Below are 21,021 nucleotides of genomic sequence, written 5' to 3' on the forward strand. Positions count from 1 at the left end.
AAATAGTAGGATTTCAGTTATCCAGATCAGTAAGCGATCGCTCTAAGAGAGCAACAACTGCACGTTCTTCTGAATTCAAACTATACGGTGAATCATCACACATTGAACCACTAGATTGTTCCTCAATAGCACCAAGTGTCCCTTCTAGATAAGCATCAATCACAGCAGGATGAACGTAGTATTTGCGGGAGGTAGCAGGGCGGTTGCCTAACTCACTCGCCACGGTTTTAATCGCTTGTACAACGTTCTTCTTTGCCTGAGTCTGTGACTCAAAGCCTTCCATTGCCCGCAGTTCTCGTGCTGCCATTACCGTTCCCGCCCAAGTGCGGAAGTCTTTTGCGGTGAAGTCTTCGTTGGTAAGTTCTCGAAGGTAATTGTTGACATCTCCAGAGTCAATCGTTTGAGGTTGACCATCATCGTCAAAATATTGGAACAGTTCATGTCCGGGGAGTTCCTGACAACGCTTGATGATCTTGGCAACACGTCGGTCATGAAACTCAATGTCGTGATTGACACCACTCTTGCCTTTGAAATGAAATCGTACAGTTGAACCTGAGACATCGACATGGCGATTGCGTAATGTTGTCAACCCATAAGACTGATTTTCTTGGGCATACTCAACGTTACCGATGCGAATGTAGGTTGTTTCCAAAAGCCGGACAATAGTAGCAAGTATCTTCTCTCGCGGTAAACCTTTAAGGGCTAAATGACGTTCAGTTTGTTCCCGAATCAGCGGCAGTGCAGCGCTGAAGGGAATCATACGATTGAACTTAGTTTGAGAACGGATGGTTCGCCAGTGGTGATGATAGCGGTACTGCTTGCGTCCTTTTGCATCGTGTCCCGTTGCTTGCAGGTGTCCGTTGGCGATGGGGCAAATCCAGACATCCTTCCAAGCTGGGGGGATGCCTAGTGCTTCGATGCGATCGCGTTCTGAGGCATCGCTAAGCGGTTTACCATCGACACCAATGTAACTAAAACCTTTACCTCGTTGCTTACGGAGAATGCCGGGACTTGCGTCTGTGACGTAGCGCAATCCAGCCGTTTTTGCCGATTCGACTGGATCGGTGATGATTGTGAGGTCAGGTTTTTTAACTGTTGACGTTTTCACGAGATTGCTTTGAGTTCTAACTCGGATAGAGGCAAAGGTTGCTCATCCTGAATATCGCTGAACTCGGCATAGACTTGCAGATAATACTCATTTGCCCGTTCCCAAGCTTGGTCATCTGGAAAGCCCCACTTTTTTGTGTAGTCCGGTGAACCAGGGTAAGGGAACAACGGCACGGGTTTGTTTGCCCAAACGCCAGAATTTTGCAAGTACTGACGCCAAGCTTCAATGGCTTCCGGGTCGTCCACTTTCCCATCAAGCAGATTGGCTTGAACGAAAGGGACGTGTTTCTTCGCACAAATCAACAACTCACTCAGCGCTTCTGTAGATAGTTTGCAGTTTTTATCTAGCAGTTGCCGCCCTTCTTCAGAAATACTTTCAACGCCTGCTTCAATGGAGACACAACCTGCGCGTCCTAACAACTCAAGCAATGGTGGTGTCCATAAGTCAATTCGCGTTTGGATACCAAACTTCACCTCTCGCTCTACCAATGCTTCAAGTAGTGGTCGATTCGGCAAGAAAATTTCGTCAATAAAGTAAACGTATTCGACCCCTTGAGCAATTAAACCATCCAGTTCTTCCAAGATTACGGATAGGGGACGCTTGCGATAGCGATCGCGAAAATTCTCTTTAGCACAAAACGAGCAATGATAAGGACAACCACGAGACGTTTCCATTTCAGCACCAGAACCTATTGGTGCTGCCTCAAATCGGTGATGGTGGTGATGATGTCGCCCAATTGTTTCCTGCGGCCAATGCAGTGCTGGCAGCATATTCAGATCGGTAGTATGGGGAGTTCCCTGCACACAAGGTTCACCAGCTTCCCAGTAACAAATAGATGTCACATCGTGCCAATTTCCAGTTATTTTCGGCAGAATTTCCTCGCATTCTCCCAAAATCACGACATCTACACTCAGCTTCTTCAGAGTGGCTTTAGGTGTTGTAGAGCCGTGAGGGCCAACCGCAACCATTGTCCTACTAATATCTTGCAGGTCTAATACAGTGTCTTGGGGAACGCGCAACTCTGGTGGGGCACAGCGCCAGAAAAGATAACTGGGTGCAGTCGTGACAACAGTAAAGTCTGGTTCAAAGGTAGCAACTTGGTTTTTGATTTCTGCTCGTGAAAGATTATCTAACTGCCCGTCAACAATTAGAACATCGTGTCCTTGCTGTTCCAGTAAAGCTTTTGCATACCCATATTCCAACGGTAAGTGCGGTTCTCGACAGCCGAAGTAGGTACTGCCATTAAATGTCCAGTTGGGATTAACAAGTGCATATTTCATAATTCGCTTCGTAGTAGTAGGGTGCGTCATGACGCACCCTACAGGTAGAGGTTGTGCGTAAGTCCTGATTCAAAAAGCTGACCACTGACAGCTAAGCGCTGACCGCTTCTCTCCAACAGCCATTGATAAAGTTTGCTGACACCTTGGCGAAGATTTACGGAAGGAGTCCAACCTATTGCGGTTTGAAATTTCCTGGAATCGGAGACATAGTATCGTTGGTCTCCAGGACGCCAACTATCAAAATAAACGCGAGGCTTTTTGCCATGTACCTCGCCGATTAGATCAATGAATTCGATTAAGCTGGTTGTATTTTCGTTGCCGCCGCCAATGTTAAATGCTTGACCAGAGAGAGTATGAATGTTTTCCTGTGCTAGCAGGAAGGCATCAACAAGGTCTTCGACAAATAGGATGTCTCGTACCTGCATCCCATCACCGTACAAGGTGATTGGCTGTTCTTCAATAGCACGAATTAGGAAGTGAGCAACCCAACCTTGGTCTTCGGTACCGAACTGGTGAGGGCCATAGATGCAACTCATGCGAAATACAACGGCTGGTAGCCCGAAGGTACGAGCATAGTCAATAACGTACTGGTCTGCGGCTCCTTTTGAACAGCCATAGGGACTATAAAAGTTCAAAGCACGGTCTTCACTAATGCCGAAGCGACATACTAAATCGTCAATTGGCTCATAACGGTTGTGGTTGAGGCGTAATGGGACATTTTGTAAGCCACCATAAACTTTGTTGGTAGAGGTGAAGACTAGAGGTGGAGGTGTGGGAAGCGATCGCATTTCCTCTAACAAGTTCAATGTCCCTGTTGCATTCACTTCAAAGTCATGTAGCGGATTTTTCAAGCTACTTGTCACTGCCACTTGTGCGGCAAAGTGAAACACCATACAAGCGTTTTGAAGGGCACGACGTAAGGCATAGCGATCGCGTACATCTGCCACTTCAATTTGTACCAAGTCCCCGTGTCTCTGCTGTAACCAGCGCAGGTTTTGTTCAACTCCATGTCGTGAGAGGTTATCAAACAGCAGCACTGGCTGTCCCGTACTTAGCAACCGATGCGCGAGATTTGTGCCAATAAATCCAGCGCCTCCAGTGATGAGGACTGGGAATTGGGGATTAGGAGTTAGAGAGATGAGGGGATGGGGAGATGAGGAGATAAGGAGATGTTCTTTTTGGCTGACTGCTGATAGCTGACTGCTGAGCGCTATTTCTTGAACAGCGTCTAAGCCACCTGTTGCCCACAAGCGATACAACAGCTTTGGCGTGCCGTCTGGGTGTTTGATTCCCATGTGATAATGTCGCTCGTCTGCATGAAAACCATCTTGCGTTGATAGATCAGGATGGAGGTCATAAAGAGAATACCAATATACGCGATCAACAGGAGCTGCGATCGCTTGTAGAAAAGCCTTCAGTTGTCCGTGTTCGTCATGTTTCCAGGTGGAAAAACCCGTTTCTGTAAGCCACAATTCCGGTTCTAATCCGTACCGTTCCAGTACCACCTGCACCTTCTCAATATTGATTGACCATTCTTGCCAATCAAATTCCCAGGTTCCGGGAAAGCCATGAATCCCGATGGCATCAATGTAGGCTAATATTCCGCGATCGCACATTCGCGCTAGCCAGTGCGGTTCTACGGGACTCATCCCAGCCAGTACAGTTTTCTTGCCCCGACGCTGCGCCCAATAAGCAGCAGAACCAATCATTTCACTGAAGATTTGCCATTCTGGATCGAGCCGCCAGTCCCAGTCATTCAAGTTGTTCGGCTCGTTCCAAAGTTCTAGCCACTCAAAGTAGTCACCGAAGCGCGTAATCATTAAGTCAATAAAGTCTGCATAATCCTTCGGGCGGCGAGGCGGTGCAGCAGTTTTCGGAGCAATACCCAATGATGGGGGTGTGTAGTGGAAACAAGGCAGGACGTTAATCTCATCCCCTAACTTTTTCAGCAGCCAGGTGTACCACTCCTGACCCTGTGTTGTGTGCCAATCCGCCCAAGAAACCCCTGTACGCAGATGTTGGATTCCGATTGTCTTCAGGTCGGCAAGTACCCGTTCTACCTGTTCGTACTCACCAGGACGAAACCACTCCAGTACACCTAGAGTTGGCTTCGTTAGGCTAGATGTAGATTGCATTTTCATAATGAACTTTTAAAAGTTAGGGCTTTCATCCCCCGACCTTAAGTACAGGGTGAGCTTATACCGTTAACCCCCGTGCAGCGAGTTCGGCACTAGCCTCTGCCACCCGGTCATCTGCTACTTGTCCTTCTAGCCAGCTAGCCAGCTCAATCAAGCCTTCCTCTAGGGTCAGGCGCGGTTGATATCCCAAAACTTCACGAGCAAGTGTAATGTCAGCAAAGCAATGCCTGACATCTCCCACACGGTATTTCCCAATGATTTTGGGTTGGATATACTCTTTGCCTAGCGCCTTTGCCATGTGTTCAGCAGCCTCCCGGACAGTATATTGCTGACCACTCGCGACATTGAAGGCGCAACCTGCTGCTTGTGGTACTTCTAATGCCAGTCGGCAAGCTTGCACAACGTCGTGGATACTCACAAAGTCACGTTGTTGATAGCCGTCTTCAAAAATTAAGGGAGGATTGTTGTTGAGTAAGCGGGATGCAAAAATCGCAAGGACACCTGTGTAGGGATTGGACAGGGATTGCCGAGTGCCGTAAGTGTTAAAAAATCTCAATGCTACCGTTTGCATTCCATAAGCTTGACCAAGGATTAAGCACATGCGCTCTTGGTCATACTTTGAGAGGGCATAGACAGAAGCCAATGATGGCACTTTCGTCTCCGGCGTAGGAACGGGTTTAAGTACCTCACGCCTTGTATTGTAAACTTCCCAATCTCCTGCCTTAAGTTGTTCTTGAGTTCGTTCAAACCCGTTACAAAAGCTGCCATCTGGTGCCTGGTAAAGACCTTCACCATAGATGCTCATGCTTGAGGCAACAATCAGCCGCTCAACAGGGTTTTCAATCAGCGCTTCCAGTAGCACAGCGGTTCCCAGATTATTGGTATCTGTGTACTTCCCAATTTCATACATGCTCTGTCCAACACCGACTATTGCGGCGAAATGATAGACAGCATCAATTCCTTTGAGAGCTTGGGCTACAGCGTTAGGATCGCGAATATCCCCAACTATCAGTTCGACCTCTGGATTCAAGTAGCTAGGTCGAGAGCAGTCCGCGCCATGAACTTGTGGTGAGAGGTTGTCTAGTACACGAACCTGATACCCTTTGCCAAGCAGTTCGTCTACCAAGTGAGAGCCAATGAATCCTGCCCCACCAGTGATTAGGATGTGTTTGCTCAAGTGTGGTTTCTCCCTAAGTAGATTGCCTGAATAAATGCCTAGAAAAAGCAGTTATTTGCGTATTTATGCATGAAAACAGCAGTATTCATGAACTTATACTTCTTTGTCATCACCCGAATGACAGACTCGAATAGGGGCAATTCTTATGGTTGACTCAATGAGATTTATTGCGAGCGCATAGACTGAGCCTAAAGTGTTTTCGCTTCTACAAGGTGACAGCTATTGCTAAAGGCTGGTCAGGGGAATAGATGTAATCTCTTTTAGTGATTTTCTATACTAAATATCTTTGCATTCGTTTTTATTAGTACAGCAAGTGAGAACTTGGCTATCCAGTTTTGAAACCTTGTTTTATATATCGCCCCTTTGTCGTTAGTCTGTTATTTCTAGCTAATAGCATCAGCCGTTTATGTATACGATTACACTCATTGACTGAAATATAGCCTTTCTCTATTTGTAGATGCGACTGAAGGTATTCGCCTGAAACTGAGACGAGTGCTGACATTTGTATTAGGCGTATTCGCGCTGGTCGAAGTGCTGAGTCGGCAACCCCTCTTACTTTCTGATGATTCTAATGGATGTTGTGCATCCCCCTGCTGTCTCTACTTCCCATAGACTATTTAAGTCTTCTCTTGTTCTAGGTTCTGACGAGATAACGCCTGAATATCAGCACGTAAGGCTTTGATTTCCTCCTGGAGCGCTTCAATGGATTTAGCACCCGCTACTTCTGCCTGATCATTTTCTGCATCACGACCGACGAAGAACGTCGCTAGGGTTGCCGTTACGTAGCCAAACACCGAGAAAGCATACAGCGCTAGGATAAAGCAGAGAATACGACCCTCTGGAGTCTGCGGCCAGTATTCCGATCCCAACGTTGTTATGAGCATCGCTGTCCACCACAAGGCAGCACCGTAGTCTTGCAAGCCTCGCCCGTCGGGAGTTTCGCTTTCAAATGCATACATCCCTGCTGCTCCCACCAGTGTGACGATCGCACTCAAGGCGATGATGTAGCCAAAGCCACGACGACCCATACTCGCCCGAAGCGCACCCATCCCGCGATTAAGCGAACCGATAACACGCACTAACCGCAATCCACGGGTAGCCCTTAACAGACGCAGCACCCGCACAATTCGGAAGAGGCGCAAGGCTGGCAGCGCTAAGGAAATAACTGTCAGCCAGTTGTGCTTGAGATAGACGAGCTTGTGTGGAGCTAAGGTGAATGTAACAGCAAAGTCCAGAATGAAGAGAATCCAGATGACATTGCTGATAACTTCAAGTAGGGAACTTAATCCCCAAATTAGATCGACGACCAACAGTGCTAGCCACGCAAAGCCCAGCACTAGCATAGGCGTTTCCAGCCAGTCTTCAACCTGTTGCAGCAACTCGCTCCGTTCTTTCTTAAGTTCCCCTTTTTCGGAAGTGTTTAGGCTGTTCATGCGAGTATCGCTCTAATGTTAAATCAGTCTATCAACATGAATAGCCGATGGAGTGATAGTGTCAAGGGCAAGATTCCTTATCTATTGTAAATAGTAAGCCTAGCTCCTACTCGCAGCAACGTTTGTAAATCGCCAGATTTCGCTTAAATTTCTTCCTTTACCTTAGAAGCAGGAACATATTTCTCTATCACCTGACCCACCAATAAACCTAAAATACCCAATAAAATCCCTATTGCCATAATGTTCAATTCAACATTGCCAAACACAACTAGGGAAGGGTTGATGAGAGTTAAAATCAGTACAGAAGAAGCCGAGAGGCTACTCATTACTAAAGACAACCTTACGCTTGAAGGAGAGAACGTATAACGTCCAAGTTGAGCAAGTAGATAGGCAACAAAAGGAACTAAGACAGCGGACACATAAGCAGCGTAAAAAGACACAATTAAATTGATAATCTCGCCCCCCTTCAAGGCAACGGCGAGAGCCAAGAGAGCATTGAAAATAGTGATGAGTAAGCGATTAAAGTTGGATGTAGGCAGAATATTGAAGTCCAAAATAGTCTTGGTTTGCACCCGCAATATACTACTACCAACACCCAGCGCTGGAACTAATAACGAAATAATCAGAACAACACCCAAAGGTTTATCAGCACCACCACCAATCCACGACAGGATAAAGGGGAGTGTTTCTTTCCCATCAATATCAGTCGGCAAAATTCCTGCTTCTTTGGCAGCTATCACAACTGAACTAGGTAATAAGGCAAGCAAGAGTAGCAAAATTGCTGCCAATACACACCCTTGATAAAGACTCTGCACATCCTTTGCCTGAACAACAAATTGCTGGTACTTCATATCAATGAGAACTAGCAAAATAGTAGATAGTGAGACACCAATAAGGGTTGGGAGGCTCACTTGTTCAAGCGAAGGGATAAACTCAAGAGGCGATCGCAAATACTGCGGAAAACCATGCAACACCCACAATCCGTAGAGTAAAGCTAAGAAATTCAGGATAAGCAACCCCCGAAAGAGAAAGCTGGCTTTCTCGACTGGCAGCACGGAAATAAGGGTAAATAAGATAGCTAAAACAATCATGCTGGGAAGTACTGGGATTCCCAAGACTTTCAGGATAAAGGCACCAGAAATCATTTGAACTGCTTCAATACCAATCAGCGATAACCACGACATCAACCCCACAATAATTTTGACTTGACTGCCGTAGCGGTTTCCCAGCAATGTCCAGATTTGCTCGACTTGAGTCCAGTAAAACTTTGCCAGTCCCAAAAGAGCGATTGTCCCTAAGCCAAGAGATACAGCGTAGAGGCTGCCAGCCGTATCTAAAGTCAATGATTTTTCAGCGGTTCCGAGGAGAAACCCCAAGCCATAATGTGCAGACACCAGTAATGCGGCTAGGGAAAAGGCATCTAGCCGACGGTTTTCAGACATATTCACACTCAGTTCTTCTTTGTTGACGGTTGACTGTTAACTGTGGCTAGAGAACATCAGCCGCCTATCACGCAGTGTAACGGTTGGCGTAGCCTGCCGTAGGCTAAACCTTAGTGTCTATATTTAACAAAAAAGGACTCTTTCTTCCTTTTCCTCTTCGCCTTTTCCCAATGATTCAATTCAACTTGGCTGGCATTGCCAACCCTCTAGAGCGTGTTGAAGGGTCTAAGTCCTGACCTACTTGAGAATGGTAGCTTCAGTCTTGGCGATCGCAAGCCGTGTTTTCAATACCGAATCCGGGTTCAAACTAATCGAATCAATGCCCTGTTCCACCAGAAATTGCGCGAATTCAGGATAGTCACTCGGCGCTTGACCGCAGATGCCAATCTTGCGATTAAACTGTTTTGCACAAGCAATCACTCGCTCTAGCTTGCGTTTCACGGCTTCATCGCGCTCATCAAATAGATGAGAAACCAAGGCAGAATCCCGATCCAAACCTAGGGTTAGCTGGGTTAGGTCATTTGAGCCAATTGAGAAGCCATCAAAGATTTCACTAAAGCGATCGGCTAACTCGATATTACTGGGCAATTCGCACATTACATAAACTTGTAAGCCATTCTCACCCTGCACTAATCCGTGTTTCGCCATCTCCTCCAGCACTTTGCGTCCTTCAGCAGGTGTGCGGCAGAAGGGAATCATCGGAATTACATTCGTCAAACCCATCTCATTCCGAACTCGCTTGAAGGCTTTGCACTCTAGTCCAAAAGCATCTCGATATTTCGGGTCATAGTAACGCGAAGCGCCTCGCCAGCCCATCATCGGGTTTTCTTCCTCTGGCTCAAACTCTCGACCGCCAATCAGGTGAGCATATTCATTGCTCTTGAGGTCTGACATTCTTACTACCACTGGGTTAGGGTAGAACGCGGCGGCTAGCATCCCAATTCCTGAGGCAAGCTTGTCTACAAAATAATCAGACATCTCCTCATACTGGTTCGCCAACTGACTGATTTCCCACTTCGCTGCTTTATCCTTCAAGGTGTCGAAGTGCAGGAGGGCAAGAGGATGGACTTTGATATGATTCGCGATAATAAACTCGGTGCGTGCCAACCCAACCCCATCGTTGGGGATAAGCGATAGTCTGAACGCTTCTTGAGGATTGCCAACGTTCATCAATACCTTTGTGCGGGTTTGTGGCAAAGTACCCAGTTCGAGTTCCTCCACCTCAAAGGGCAACAAACCATCGTAAATATGCCCTTCTTCCCCCTCGGCACAGGAAACGGTGACTTCTTGCCCATCTTTCAGAACATCTGTAGCATTATCGCAACCAACGATCGCAGGAAGTCCTAACTCCCGCGCAATGATAGCGGCGTGGCAGGTGCGCCCACCTTGGTTGGTAATCACCGCACTGGCTTTCTTCATGACAGGTTCCCAATCGGGGTCGGTGCGGGGTGTTACTAACACTTCTCCCTCCTGAAACTCATCCAGCTTGCGAAGATCGACGATAGTTCGCACCTTACCCTGCCCGATCATTTCACCGACTGCCCGACCTGTCAGCAGGGGTTCAGAAGGCGTTTTTCCAGTTAATTTATAGATCTTGAGAACATTGCTTGTCTTTTGGGAATGTACGGTTTCAGGACGAGCCTGCACTATAAATAATTCGCCTGTTGTCCCATCCTTTGCCCACTCAATGTCCATCGGGCTGTAGGTTTCCCGAACACTGGAGTAGTGGTCTTCAATGATGCACGCCCACTCTGCAAGCTTGATGATTTCGTCATCGTTGAGGGCATATTTTGCCTGTTCTGACTTCGGGACAAGCACGTTAGTCGTTGGTCTAGTGCCACCGATGTCGTAAATCATTTTGATTTCTTTGCTGCCTAGTCGCTTCTCTAGGATGGGGCGGAATCCCTCTTTGAGTGTTGGTTTGAAGACGATGTACTCATCGGGGTTGACCACACCCTGCACGACGCTTTCACCTAATCCGTATGCCGCCGTAACTAATGCCGCATTCTTGAAGCCAGTTTCAGTGTCGATTGAGAACATCACACCCGAAGAGGCAAGGTCGGAGCGTACCATCTTCTGCACCCCTACCGAAAGGGCAACGTCTAAGTGATCAAAGTTTTTGATCGTGCGGTAGGAAATAGCGCGATCGGTAAATAGAGACGCGAAGCATTGGTGGCAGGCTTCTAGAACGCCATCAATGCCATTGATATTGAGATAGGTTTCTTGTTGTCCAGCAAAACTGGCATCCGGCAAATCTTCAGCCGTTGCACTGGAACGCACTGCCACATCTACCCCACTGTAACGGCTGAGACAGGCTTGCAATTCGTCTCCGGTGAGGCGATCGCACATTTCCACGTTGACCCCATACCGTTCAGATAACTGCACGTAGCTGTTAGTAATTGCCTCTTCTAACTCCGTAGGGAAAGGCGTGTCCAATATTAATGTCCGTGCCTGTCTGCCGCGTTCCCGCAGGTTATTGATATTCTCCACATCTAAGTCGGCTAGCAATCGCCGTAAGCGAGCTTCCAATCCGGCTTTTTCCATAAAGTAACGGAATGCATAAGCCGTCGTTGCAAAACCTGTTGGGACGTTCACTCCTTTAGGCGTGAGTTGTCGAATCATTTCCCCCAACGAAGCATTTTTGCCACCAACCAGCGGCACATCAGCAATCCCTACCTCTTCAAACCAGAGGACAAATGCTTGTTCTTTAAGGTTTTGATTTAAAAAAGAACCATCTAGTTTTTTGGCAGTAAACATCGTACTTATTTCCAAAAATTCAGTTCAATAATTCGCATGATTCAGCAAGTTGCCAAGAGCAGCGAGTTCATCAACTATCAAATTTCTTAATCTAACTTCTTGAAGAGACTCTTAAGAAAAATAATCCTCGTAGCTTGCTCAAAGCCTTATATCTGCGAGTCTAACGCAACCTTTACTAGAATATTCATTGAGGTTTATAAAGCTTTGTTCTATTATATTAAGCATTACCTCTTGAGAGGCAGAAAATAAATTAGTCGGCATCGGTATCAACGACTAATAGAGTCTTAATATCAGTCCTGTAGCTATTTTAAATCCCTATTATGGAAGATTCCTTTAATCACTTTTTGAGCGATAGAGTGAGAACTATAAATGTGTTTCAACATCAAAAGAATTGTCTTCTTTACAAAACTTTAAAGATTGATTTTACGATGACATGATTACGCTGAATAAGGGAAGCATTAAGCTAAAAGCAGACGCTACCGATAAAGCCGACGCGATTCGTCAGGCAGGGACTTTATTGGTGGAAAGCGGCAACATGCAGCCGGGATACATCACTAGCATGATGGAGCGGGAGAAGGTCGCCCATACCTATTTGGGAAATGGAATTGCGATTCCTCACGGGCTGTCGAAAGACCGGGATTTAATTGTGCAAACAGGCATCTCAGTCGTGCAGATTCCGGATGGAGTGGAGTGGAATCCTGGAGAACAGGTTCATCTGGTGGTCGGGATTGCGGCTAAGTCGGATGAGCATATCGAGATTCTCTCCAACCTGACTCATGTTCTGGATGATGAGGAGGCTGTACATCGCCTATCTAAGACAAACAATCCGGACGATATTATTGCCTGCCTGACTAACCGAACGACTAATGGAAAGGCTCCAGAAAGTGCGGAATCGGACTTTGCCAAGTTTGTCGATGTGGCGATTCAGGGAAAAACTGGACTCCATGCTCGTCCGGCAACAGTAATGGTCAATTTGGCGAAGGAGTTTGAGTCAGAAATTCGGGTGCGCTACGGTGACCAAACAGCTAATGCCAAGAGCTTGGTATCGCTGTTGAAGCTGGGCGTGGCAGGTGGCGGCACGATTCGCCTGATGGCTCAGGGAACGGATGAAGATGAGGCACTCGAAAGGCTGAAGCTTGAAGTCGAAGCGGGTTTGGGGGATGAAGCGGAAGAAGCTTCATCTGTTACGCTAGGACGCACGCTGAATTTTGAGTCTGAGGCGATAGCGGGGATTGCTGCATCACCTGGATTGGCGATTGGGTCGGTGTTTCAACTCAAGCGCGGCAAGATTGTGTTTGAAGCCACGGCGAAAGATCCAGCAGCAGAAGAAACCCGTCTGCGGCAAGCGGTAGAAACGGGTAAGGCGCAGTTACGGGAATTATACGAGGATGTCAAAGAGCGATCGGGTACAGGTAAAGCCTCGATATTTCTGGCGCATCAGGAATTCCTGGACGACCCGGAAATGGTCGAAGAAGCCGTTGCTCCTCTCAAGGATAAGCGCAGCGCTGCTTGGGCATGGCAGCAGGCTTACGAACAACGCGCCCATACCCTGGAACAGCTCAAAGACCCCTTGTTAGCAGGTCGGGCGACGGATTTGCGGGATGTCGGTCGTCGCGTGCTGCGGTTGCTAGCAGACAAGGTGGAGGACGAGATGACCCTCCCCGATTACCCTGTGATTTTGATTGCGGAAGACCTGACCCCATCAGATACGGCGGGGCTGAACCCATCACTGACGTTGGGTTTTTGTACAGCTTACGGTGGGCCTACGTCGCATAGTGCAATTATTGCGCGATCGCTCGACATTCCTGCGATCGTTGGCGCTGGCCCCGCTATCCTTAACTTGGCAGACGGTACCCCCTGCATCCTCGATGGCGAAAGCGGCAACCTCTATCCCAACCCATCTCAGGCGGATTTAGAGACGGCAACAACAGCCCAAAAGGATTTGCAGGCAATTCGAGAAGCGGAAAAACTGGCTTGCTATCAACCTGCCCTCATGACTGACGGGCATCGCGTAGAAATTGTCGCTAACATTGGCGCAGCTACGGAAGCGGAACAAGCGGTAAATGCTGGGGCAGAAGGGGTTGGACTTTTGCGTACTGAGTTTCTGTTTTTGAACCGTTCCGAACCGCCTTCCGAGGAGGAACAGTTCGCAGCCTACAGCCAGATGACTAAGGCGCTGAATGGTCTACCCCTAATCGTTCGCACTCTCGATATCGGTGGTGACAAGGAAGTTCCCTACCTTAACCTCCCAGCAGAGGAGAATCCTTTCTTAGGAGTGCGGGGCATCCGGCTGTGCTTCCAACGTCCGGACTTATTCAAACCGCAACTCAGAGCTATTTTCCGGGCATCGCAAACGGGGTCTATCAAAATCATGTTCCCCATGATTTCCACTCTCGAAGATATCAAGGCAGCCAAGAAAATTGCCGAAGAGGTGCGTTTAGAGGTCGGCGCAGAACCAGTAGACATCGGCATGATGATCGAAGTCCCCTCTGCGGTGCTAATGGCGGATGAGTTCGCCAAGGAAGTCGATTTCTTCTCCATCGGCACTAATGACCTGACACAGTACACCCTAGCAATGGATCGAGGGCATCCGGCGTTGGCAAAACAAGCCGATGGCTTGCACCCTGCTGTTCTCCGAATGATTCATCAAACCGTACAAGCAGCAAGTGCGGCTGGTAAATGGGTCGGTGTGTGTGGTGGGATTGCCGGAGATCCAAAAGGGGCAGCAATCTTGGCAGGATTGGGTGTGACGGAACTGAGCATCAGCATTCCGAGTGTGGCGGCGGTGAAGGCGAAACTGCGAAAGCTTTCCTTGTCGCAAACTCAGAATTTGGCGAAACGCGCTTTGAAGTGTCGGAATGCTCAAGAAGTTCGCGCTTTGATGTAATGCCTGCTTTGTAGAGATATGGCAATAACTATTCGTGTCAATTTAAGACAAGAGCGCATGTAATGATGCTGCCGACGAATTCGGAAAACCTAACCCCCCAGCCCCCTTCCCTTGCAGAGAAGGGGGAGCTAGACTCCTCTCCTCTTAGGGGAGGGGCTGGGGCTGGGGCTGGGGTCATACTCCTCGTTCCTGTAGAGGTGCAATCATGAACGCAAAAATTGCCACAATTACGCTCAATCCAGCTATTGACCAAACGGCTTCAATTCCTAATTTCAAAGCGGGTGAAGTTAACCGAGTGGAGTGGGAACAAGCAGACCCCGGCGGTAAAGGCGTGAACGTCGCTTCCTTCCTAACAAATTTTGGGTTTTCGGTGACGGTTTCCGGGTTTTTGGGGAAGGACAATATAGAACTGTTCGAGAATTTCTTTACCCAGAAAGGTATCCAAGATCAGTTTGTTCCTATTCCTGGCAAAACCCGCGTCAACGTCAAAATTATCGACGGGTTGCAAAATCAAGTCACAGACATCAACTTTCCAGGACAGGCACCGACAGAAAGCGACCTAGCAACCCTGTACCAGGTAATTGACGACCTTGCAACAGACCATGATTGGTTCGTGCTTTCGGGCAGTCTTCCTGCTGGAGTGTCCCCTGATATTTACGGGAAATTGGTTGCTCGACTCAAAGCACAGGACAAAACTGTTGTTCTAGATGCTAGTGGTGAGAGTTTTCACCAAGCCATTCCGTTTGCCCCTTACGCTATCAAACCCAATATTGATGAGTTACAGGAGTTATTCGGTAGACACTTGGAGAGTGAAAAAGCGATCGCACAAGCTGCTCAAGACCTCTTGACAAAAGGGATTCAATGTGTAGCTGTATCAATGGGAGCGAAAGGAGCCATCTTTGCAGAAGCAGACGAGGTGGTAATTGCTCGTCCTCCAAAAATTGAGGTTGTCAGTACCGTTGGGGCGGGCGATGCAATGGTGTCGGGCTTGGTTACAGGTAAGTTGCGAGGATTATCTCTGGCAGACTGTGCGCGACTAGCAACCGCATTTTCAATGGGCGCACTGAGCCAAGTGGGACCACGGCTACCACCGAAGGAAACCGTTGAATCCTTTATGAAGCAGGTCAACGTGCAATCTCTGTAGAAGCGATAGCGAAGCGCTGCTGCCTTCGCCTTTGGCGTTCCCGAAGGGTAGCGCAGATCGCTTTTCTTCAGTACCTCAATACGGTAATAGCGCCAGAGGCAATGCCTCCACAGCGAAACCTTAAGACATAAACCTAACAACAAACAACTAACAACAAATAACTAATAACAAACAGATGAAAACGAGCGAAAAAATAGTGGCAGTCACTGCCTGTCCAACTGGAATTGCCCACACCATCATGGCAGCGGAAGCTCTGAAGAAAACGGCTGAGGTGATGGGCTATGACATCAAAGTAGAGACGCAAGGTTCCGAGGGCGTGAGAAGTCCCCTCTCACAGGAGGATATTGCGGATGCGGATTTGGTGATTATCGGGGCAGATATCCATGTGGATGCGTCTCGGTTTGCGGGAAAGCCTGTTTATGCTACCTCCACAAGTCGGACAATTCGTAGTACAAAGGCAGTCATAGAAGAGGCGATCAACCAATCCCACTTAGAAGAGAGCGAATCCATCGTTCCAACTCCCGATGATTCCCCTGTACCCGTTCCTCCAGCCGCTGTCTCCACTGCTGCTAAACACCTAGTCGGCATCACTGCCTGTCCAACCGGAATTGCCCACACCTTCATGGCAGCGGAAGCCTTACGGAAAGCAGCCGTTGAACTGGGTCACGATATCAAAGTGGAAACGCAAGGTTCTGTGGGGGCAAAGAATCAGCTAACTCCAGAAGAGATTGCCCAAGCGGATGCAGTGATTATCGCAGCAGATACCTATGTAGACTTGTCTCGATTCGGCGGAAAACGGGTTTATGAAACCTCCACAAAGCAAGCCTTGAAAGCAGGGAAGTCTGTCATTGAGGATGCCCTGAGTATGCCGGAACCAGCGGCGCAGGGAGTCGCAGGACAGGGGGATTATTTGCAAGCCGTGAAGCAGGCGAAAACCCAACAGTCAGCAAACCGTTCCGGTCCCTACAAGCACCTCTTGACGGGGGTTTCCTATATGCTGCCCGTGATTGTTGCTGGCGGCTTGATTATCGCCCTGTCCTTTATCTTTGGTCTAGAACCTGAACCTGGAACCATTGGTGATGCGTTGATGCAGATTGGTGGTAAATCTGCCTTTGCATTGATTGTTCCGGTACTGTCTGGTTTCATTGCGTTTTCCATTGCCGATCGCCCTGGTTTAGCTCCTGGTTTAATTGGGGGGATGCTGGCAGCGAATCTGGGCATGGGCTTTCTCGGCGGCATCCTCTCTGGATTTCTCGCCGGATACATCGCCTTGTTCGTGCGGGATAAGGTGAATCTACCTCAGAACTTTGAAGGGCTGAAGCCTGTCCTGGTGATTCCATTACTCTCAACCCTGGCAGTTGGATTGCTACTGGTTTACGTCTTCGGCGTTCCTGTCAAAGCAATTATGGATGGACTGACTGCATTCCTCCAGGGAATGGGACAGACTAATGCCGTCCTGCTTGGCTTGGTGCTGGGTGCGATGATGGCAGTCGATATGGGTGGCCCTGTCAACAAAGCGGCTTATACCTTTGCAGTCGGACTCCTCACTAGCAATATTTATCAACCAATGGCAGCCGTGATGGCAGCAGGGATGACTCCTCCACTGGGGTTGGCGTTGGCAACGTTGCTTGCGAAGCGTCAGTTTACTGCCGATGAACTTCAGGCTGGCAAGGTAGCAACGGTGTTAGGGTTGTCCTTCATCACTGAAGGGGTGATTCCCTTTGCCGCAAAAGACCCAATCCGAGTGATTCCTGCTTGCGTTGCAGGGTCGGCGCTTACTGGAGGGCTGTCTATGCTGTTTGGCTGCACACTTCGCGCCCCTCACGGTGGTATTTTTGTACTGGCTATTCCAAATGCTGTTACTCAAGCTGGACTATATATAGTTGCGATCGCAGCAGGAACCTTAGTAACAGCCTTAACCATTACCCAACTCAAGCGTTGGCAACCGAAAGCCAAGGAAAAGGAAATAGCAAACGCCTAATACAAAGGTTATGGGAGAAAGGAGAAGAAAATTCTTTAACCTTTTCCCTGTGACCTTATTCCCTAAAACGATTAGATGATAAGAGCCATTTCAATAGACCTCCTGCATGAATCATGAAATGCCCCCTAAATCCACGCCAGATGCTCTACTTGGGGAGACCCCAAGACCGCACTGTCTCCCCAATTCTGGGGGACTTTGAACTCCGGTTCCCCCCAATTTTGGGGGGCTAGGGGGGCGAAAATTCTATTCGTGCAGGAGGTCTAATGCTCCGAGAGCTTAGCGTTTAGGGTGCTTGCGGAAGGATTTATGGATTTTTTTCCACTTTTCCTTCTCAACTAGAGCAGCTCGTTGATCTTGTTTCCTCGTAAGGTAATTGAGTTCCTTTTGGAGTTTTTGGTGATTTAGAAAACGTTGGGAATCGAGACTACCATCTGCAAGCGCCTCTTGCACAGCACAACCCGGTTCCTGCTCATGTCGGCAATCATGAAAGCGACATTGCATTGCTAGGGATTTGATATCGGCAAACGTTTCCTGTAAACCTTCATCTCCCGTCCAAATCTGGATTTCTCGCATTCCAGGAGTATCCATGAGCAAGCCGCCTGAGGGCAAAATAATCAATTCTCGACGTGTTGTGGTATGTTTTCCTCGGTCATCTCCTTGTCGAACTGCCTGAACTGATTGAATCGCTTTACCCGCTAGTTGATTTGTGATGGTTGATTTACCAACACCGGATGAACCTAGTAACGCAACAGTTTGTCTCTGATTCAGGTAAGGAATTAATGCATCTAAGCCTTGGTTATTGACAGCACTGAGGACAATAATCGGCACTCCAAGAGCAATTTCTTCCACTGCTTCTCGGCGTTGCTTAACATCCTCGCACAAGTCCGCCTTGTTCAGAATAATGACGGGGTTAGCACCACTTTCCCAAACCAGAATTAGATAGCGTTCAATTCTCCGGAGGTTGAAATCTCCATCCAATCCGGAAATCAAGAATACAGTATCAACGTTCGTTGCAATGATTTGCTCTTCGGTTTTAGTCCCGACTGTTTTCCGAGAGAATTTGCTTTTTCTTGGTAAAACAGCATGAATTGTTGCTGTCTTTTGGGCTTCTCTGACACTGATAACAACCCAATCCCCTACAGCAGGAAAATCTTGGCGTTCAGTTGCTTGATAGCGGAGTTTTCCCGAAACTTCTGCTGAGAGTTCTCCCTGTTCGGTATAGAGAATGTAGGTACTCTTATGCTCAAGAGCGACTCTCCCAACGGTATATCCCTCTTGTGAATGGCTTTTGTAGCTTTTTGAAAAAAAACTGTTCCAGCCTAATAATTCCAAGTTCATTGGTTTCCTCAATGTGTATTGCTTGTTTCAAGCAAGTTCACAGAGGAATTCTGTTTTCATTTCGGTAAGTAGGTGGCTTTACGTCTTGCACCTCGCCGCGAACTAATGTTCCGGCTAAACGCTTAAACCTGTTCAAACAGATCAAGTTACATAAGACTGTTTTGCCTTAGGTAGTGGGTGTAAAGCCTACACACCATAGCCAATAATTACCTACTTAAGACGAATGGTTGAACAAAAAACTCTGTGACTGCTATGTGTTGTCCCTTGAAGTGCATGGTGCTATCAATCGCTACAAGCTCAGCCATGGTCTAACTCCTTGGTTAGTAGTCAAGAATTTCTATTTCAGGACTTACGCACTACCTCCATATATAGTAGGGGCGCACAGCTGTGCGCCCCTACAAATGGCGCTTCAAAGAGCAAATTGCGTAAGTCCTATATTTATACCCACTCATTAATTTAACGTTTAAAAATCATTAGCGCACTTCACCCAGTTGGTTCGCCTGACTGGGTGAGGCTGAGGAATTTTTGGGTGAAACGGTTAAGTTCCTTCTGGATCGCAGCGGATTTCGATCAAGAAGCCATCTGGGTCATAGAAATAGATGCCTCGTCCAGTGGGACGGGTGACTGGACCATGATCAATCGTTACTTGATTTCGCTTGAGTACTTCAACAGCATGGTCAAACAACTGCGGGTTGATATCAAAGGCGAGGTGATTGGCGCGGGTAAAGGCACGCTGCGGGTCTTGGTCGGGTGGTGGTAACTCTGGTTCCCAAAATAGATCGAGTACGGTACCATCTGGAGTGACGAAGTTGGTCACTTTTCCTTCGGCAACAAGCGATCGCAATGTTGTTGGAACTTCTTCTCCCGTTAGTTCATGCAATCCCAAAATTGCTCCGTAGAAGTGGCGGGAGGCTTGCAAGTCATGCACATTCAAAGCAATGTGATGCACTCGGCGCAGATGACCTGGGACAAGGACAGTGTTGAGATCGGGGCTAGATAGCATGGTGAAAACGACTCCATTCCATTACTTACGATAGAAGGCAAACTTTTTTCTTTAAGTCTATAGTTCAAAATAAAAATTAATGATGGCATTCGACTATACATTAGATTTTAAAACTATAGATTTTCGTGATTCTCCTGAACTTTATCGAGTCGGTAAGGGTGAGCAGGGAGTGCTTCTAGTAGAACCTTACAAATCAGAGATTCTTCCCCACTGGCGCTTCAAAACCCCGGATATTGCAAGAGTCTCAAGCGAGAAAATCTATGAAATGTTTCTTGATTATCTAAATCAAGATGATTTTATTGGCGCGGATATGGCGCGAAAGTTTCTACAGATGGGATATACGCGATCGCGTCGCTATGCAAACCACAAAAGCGGCAGAAAATACAAGCAAAATCCACAAAAAGAAAGTTCCAAGGAAGCTCAACTTCAAGCTAGGAAAGATATTTTACCGAATGAAGTAGACCCAGTTAAAGCAGAATCTGCGGCAATTTTCAAAGAAAAATGGACACAAGCAAAGACGAACGAGAAATATCTACAGCTTTTAAAAAAGCATAAAGCGATGTACGAGCAAGATTAAAAGCTAGTACGCCTACAGAATATCTTTTAAATCCAAGACAAATCCAGGTAATACATCTTCTCCTGACAGAGTATTAGGAGATTGAATAATCTCTACATCTTGACCTTGACGGTAAATTTCCACTCGTTGATTTTTTCTGTCAATTAACCAGCCCAAGCGAGTGCCGTTGGCTATATATTCCTGCATTTTTTTCTGGAGTTCTTTGAGAGAATCACTCTTAGAACGCAACTCTACGACAAAATCTGGACAAAGTGGCGCAAATTTCTCTTGTTGTTCTGGGGTAAGAGCTTCCCAGGGTTCTCGCTTTACCCAAGACGCATCTGGAGAGCGATCTGCACCATTAGGCAGTTTAAAACCAGCCGAAGAGTCAAAGGCAACCCCTAGATTGTTCTTTTGGTTCCAAACTTCTAGTTGAGCAGATACCTTAATGTTGCGTCTGCCAGTATCACTACCTGTAGGTGGCATAATTAGCAAGTCCCCTGATGCGGTTCGCTCAAATCGGTAATCGCGATTTTTCTGACAAAGCTCAAAAAACTGCTCGTCAGTTAAATCAATAGTTAATTCAAGGGTGGGGGGTAGGTTGATTGCAGCTACGTCCATTGCCTTATCCCAGCTTCTGAATATTCTCTAGTCTAGCGGCAAGCCAATTCTCAAGGTATTGATGATTCAAGAGAGATAGCGCGATCGCTCTAATACCAATTCACTAAAATCTTGATAGACATTCGGAGCAGCTTAGAGGGGAAAGGTAGTAAAATT

The 21,021-nt window shown here is 47.5% G+C and carries 14 protein-coding genes; 4 read left to right on the forward strand and 10 right to left on the reverse strand.

Annotated elements, in window-relative coordinates:
- Positions 1–13: 13 nt before the first annotated feature.
- The 7 genes from H6F98_RS10385 to ppsA form a co-directional block, all read right to left on the reverse strand.
- Positions 14–1,108 (reverse strand): DNA topoisomerase IB, encoded by a 1,095-nt coding sequence (locus H6F98_RS10385; RefSeq protein ID WP_199348398.1) that lies wholly within the window; start codon positions 1,106–1,108, stop codon positions 14–16.
- Complete coding sequence (locus H6F98_RS10390) at positions 1,105–2,388, reverse strand: TIGR04295 family B12-binding domain-containing radical SAM protein (RefSeq protein ID WP_192218624.1); 1,284 nt, start codon at positions 2,386–2,388, stop codon at positions 1,105–1,107. The genes H6F98_RS10385 and H6F98_RS10390 overlap by 4 nt, the downstream gene beginning before the upstream one ends.
- A gap of 38 nt (positions 2,389–2,426) precedes the next feature.
- Positions 2,427–4,529, reverse strand: a complete 2,103-nt coding sequence (locus tag H6F98_RS10395; protein ID WP_192218586.1) for a GDP-mannose 4,6-dehydratase — start codon at positions 4,527–4,529, stop codon at positions 2,427–2,429.
- A gap of 55 nt (positions 4,530–4,584) precedes the next feature.
- Positions 4,585–5,703: an NAD(P)-dependent oxidoreductase gene (locus tag H6F98_RS10400; protein ID WP_192218587.1), complete on the reverse strand. Its 1,119-nt coding sequence runs from the start codon at positions 5,701–5,703 to the stop codon at positions 4,585–4,587.
- Positions 5,704–6,320: 617 nt separating this feature from the next.
- On the reverse strand, positions 6,321–7,136 hold the full coding sequence (locus tag H6F98_RS10405) for an ion transporter (RefSeq protein WP_192218588.1): 816 nt from the start codon (positions 7,134–7,136) through the stop codon (positions 6,321–6,323).
- A gap of 143 nt (positions 7,137–7,279) precedes the next feature.
- A complete protein-coding gene (locus H6F98_RS10410; protein WP_192218589.1) occupies positions 7,280–8,578 on the reverse strand; it encodes a hypothetical protein in 1,299 nt (432 codons plus the stop codon).
- Between the two features lie 237 nt (positions 8,579–8,815).
- Positions 8,816–11,335, reverse strand: a complete 2,520-nt coding sequence (gene ppsA, locus H6F98_RS10415; protein ID WP_192218590.1) for a phosphoenolpyruvate synthase — start codon at positions 11,333–11,335, stop codon at positions 8,816–8,818.
- Positions 11,336–11,768: 433 nt separating this feature from the next.
- Here ppsA and ptsP point away from each other — a divergent pair, with 433 nt between their 5' ends.
- The 3 genes from ptsP (at position 11,769) to H6F98_RS10430 (ending at position 17,347) form a co-directional block, all read left to right on the forward strand.
- A complete protein-coding gene (ptsP, locus tag H6F98_RS10420) occupies positions 11,769–14,222 on the forward strand; it encodes a phosphoenolpyruvate--protein phosphotransferase (RefSeq protein ID WP_192218591.1) in 2,454 nt (817 codons plus the stop codon).
- A 205-nt stretch (positions 14,223–14,427) separates the two neighbouring features.
- The gene (gene pfkB, locus H6F98_RS10425; RefSeq protein WP_192218592.1) at positions 14,428–15,366 is read left to right on the forward strand and encodes a 1-phosphofructokinase; all 939 of its coding nucleotides are present in this window, start codon (positions 14,428–14,430) and stop codon (positions 15,364–15,366) included.
- Positions 15,367–15,541: 175 nt separating this feature from the next.
- A complete protein-coding gene (locus H6F98_RS10430; protein ID WP_192218593.1) occupies positions 15,542–17,347 on the forward strand; it encodes a PTS fructose-like transporter subunit IIB in 1,806 nt (601 codons plus the stop codon).
- Positions 17,348–17,623: 276 nt separating this feature from the next.
- On the opposite strand, the gene rsgA is transcribed toward H6F98_RS10430, so the two are convergent.
- Complete coding sequence (gene rsgA / locus H6F98_RS10435; RefSeq protein ID WP_192218594.1) at positions 17,624–18,685, reverse strand: ribosome small subunit-dependent GTPase A; 1,062 nt, start codon at positions 18,683–18,685, stop codon at positions 17,624–17,626.
- 538 nt (positions 18,686–19,223) lie between these two features.
- Positions 19,224–19,688, reverse strand: a complete 465-nt coding sequence (locus H6F98_RS10440; protein WP_192218595.1) for a VOC family protein — start codon at positions 19,686–19,688, stop codon at positions 19,224–19,226.
- 79 nt (positions 19,689–19,767) lie between these two features.
- Here H6F98_RS10440 and H6F98_RS10445 point away from each other — a divergent pair, with 79 nt between their 5' ends.
- Complete coding sequence (locus H6F98_RS10445) at positions 19,768–20,265, forward strand: DUF4385 domain-containing protein (RefSeq protein ID WP_199348400.1); 498 nt, start codon at positions 19,768–19,770, stop codon at positions 20,263–20,265.
- A 12-nt stretch (positions 20,266–20,277) separates the two neighbouring features.
- On the opposite strand, the gene H6F98_RS10450 is transcribed toward H6F98_RS10445, so the two are convergent.
- Positions 20,278–20,865: a Uma2 family endonuclease gene (locus H6F98_RS10450; RefSeq protein WP_192218596.1), complete on the reverse strand. Its 588-nt coding sequence runs from the start codon at positions 20,863–20,865 to the stop codon at positions 20,278–20,280.
- Positions 20,866–21,021: the final 156 nt, after the last annotated feature.

It is taken from the genome of Microcoleus sp. FACHB-SPT15 (genome assembly GCF_014849525.1).
GTDB lineage: Bacteria > Cyanobacteriota > Cyanobacteriia > Cyanobacteriales > Coleofasciculaceae > Symplocastrum > Symplocastrum torsivum.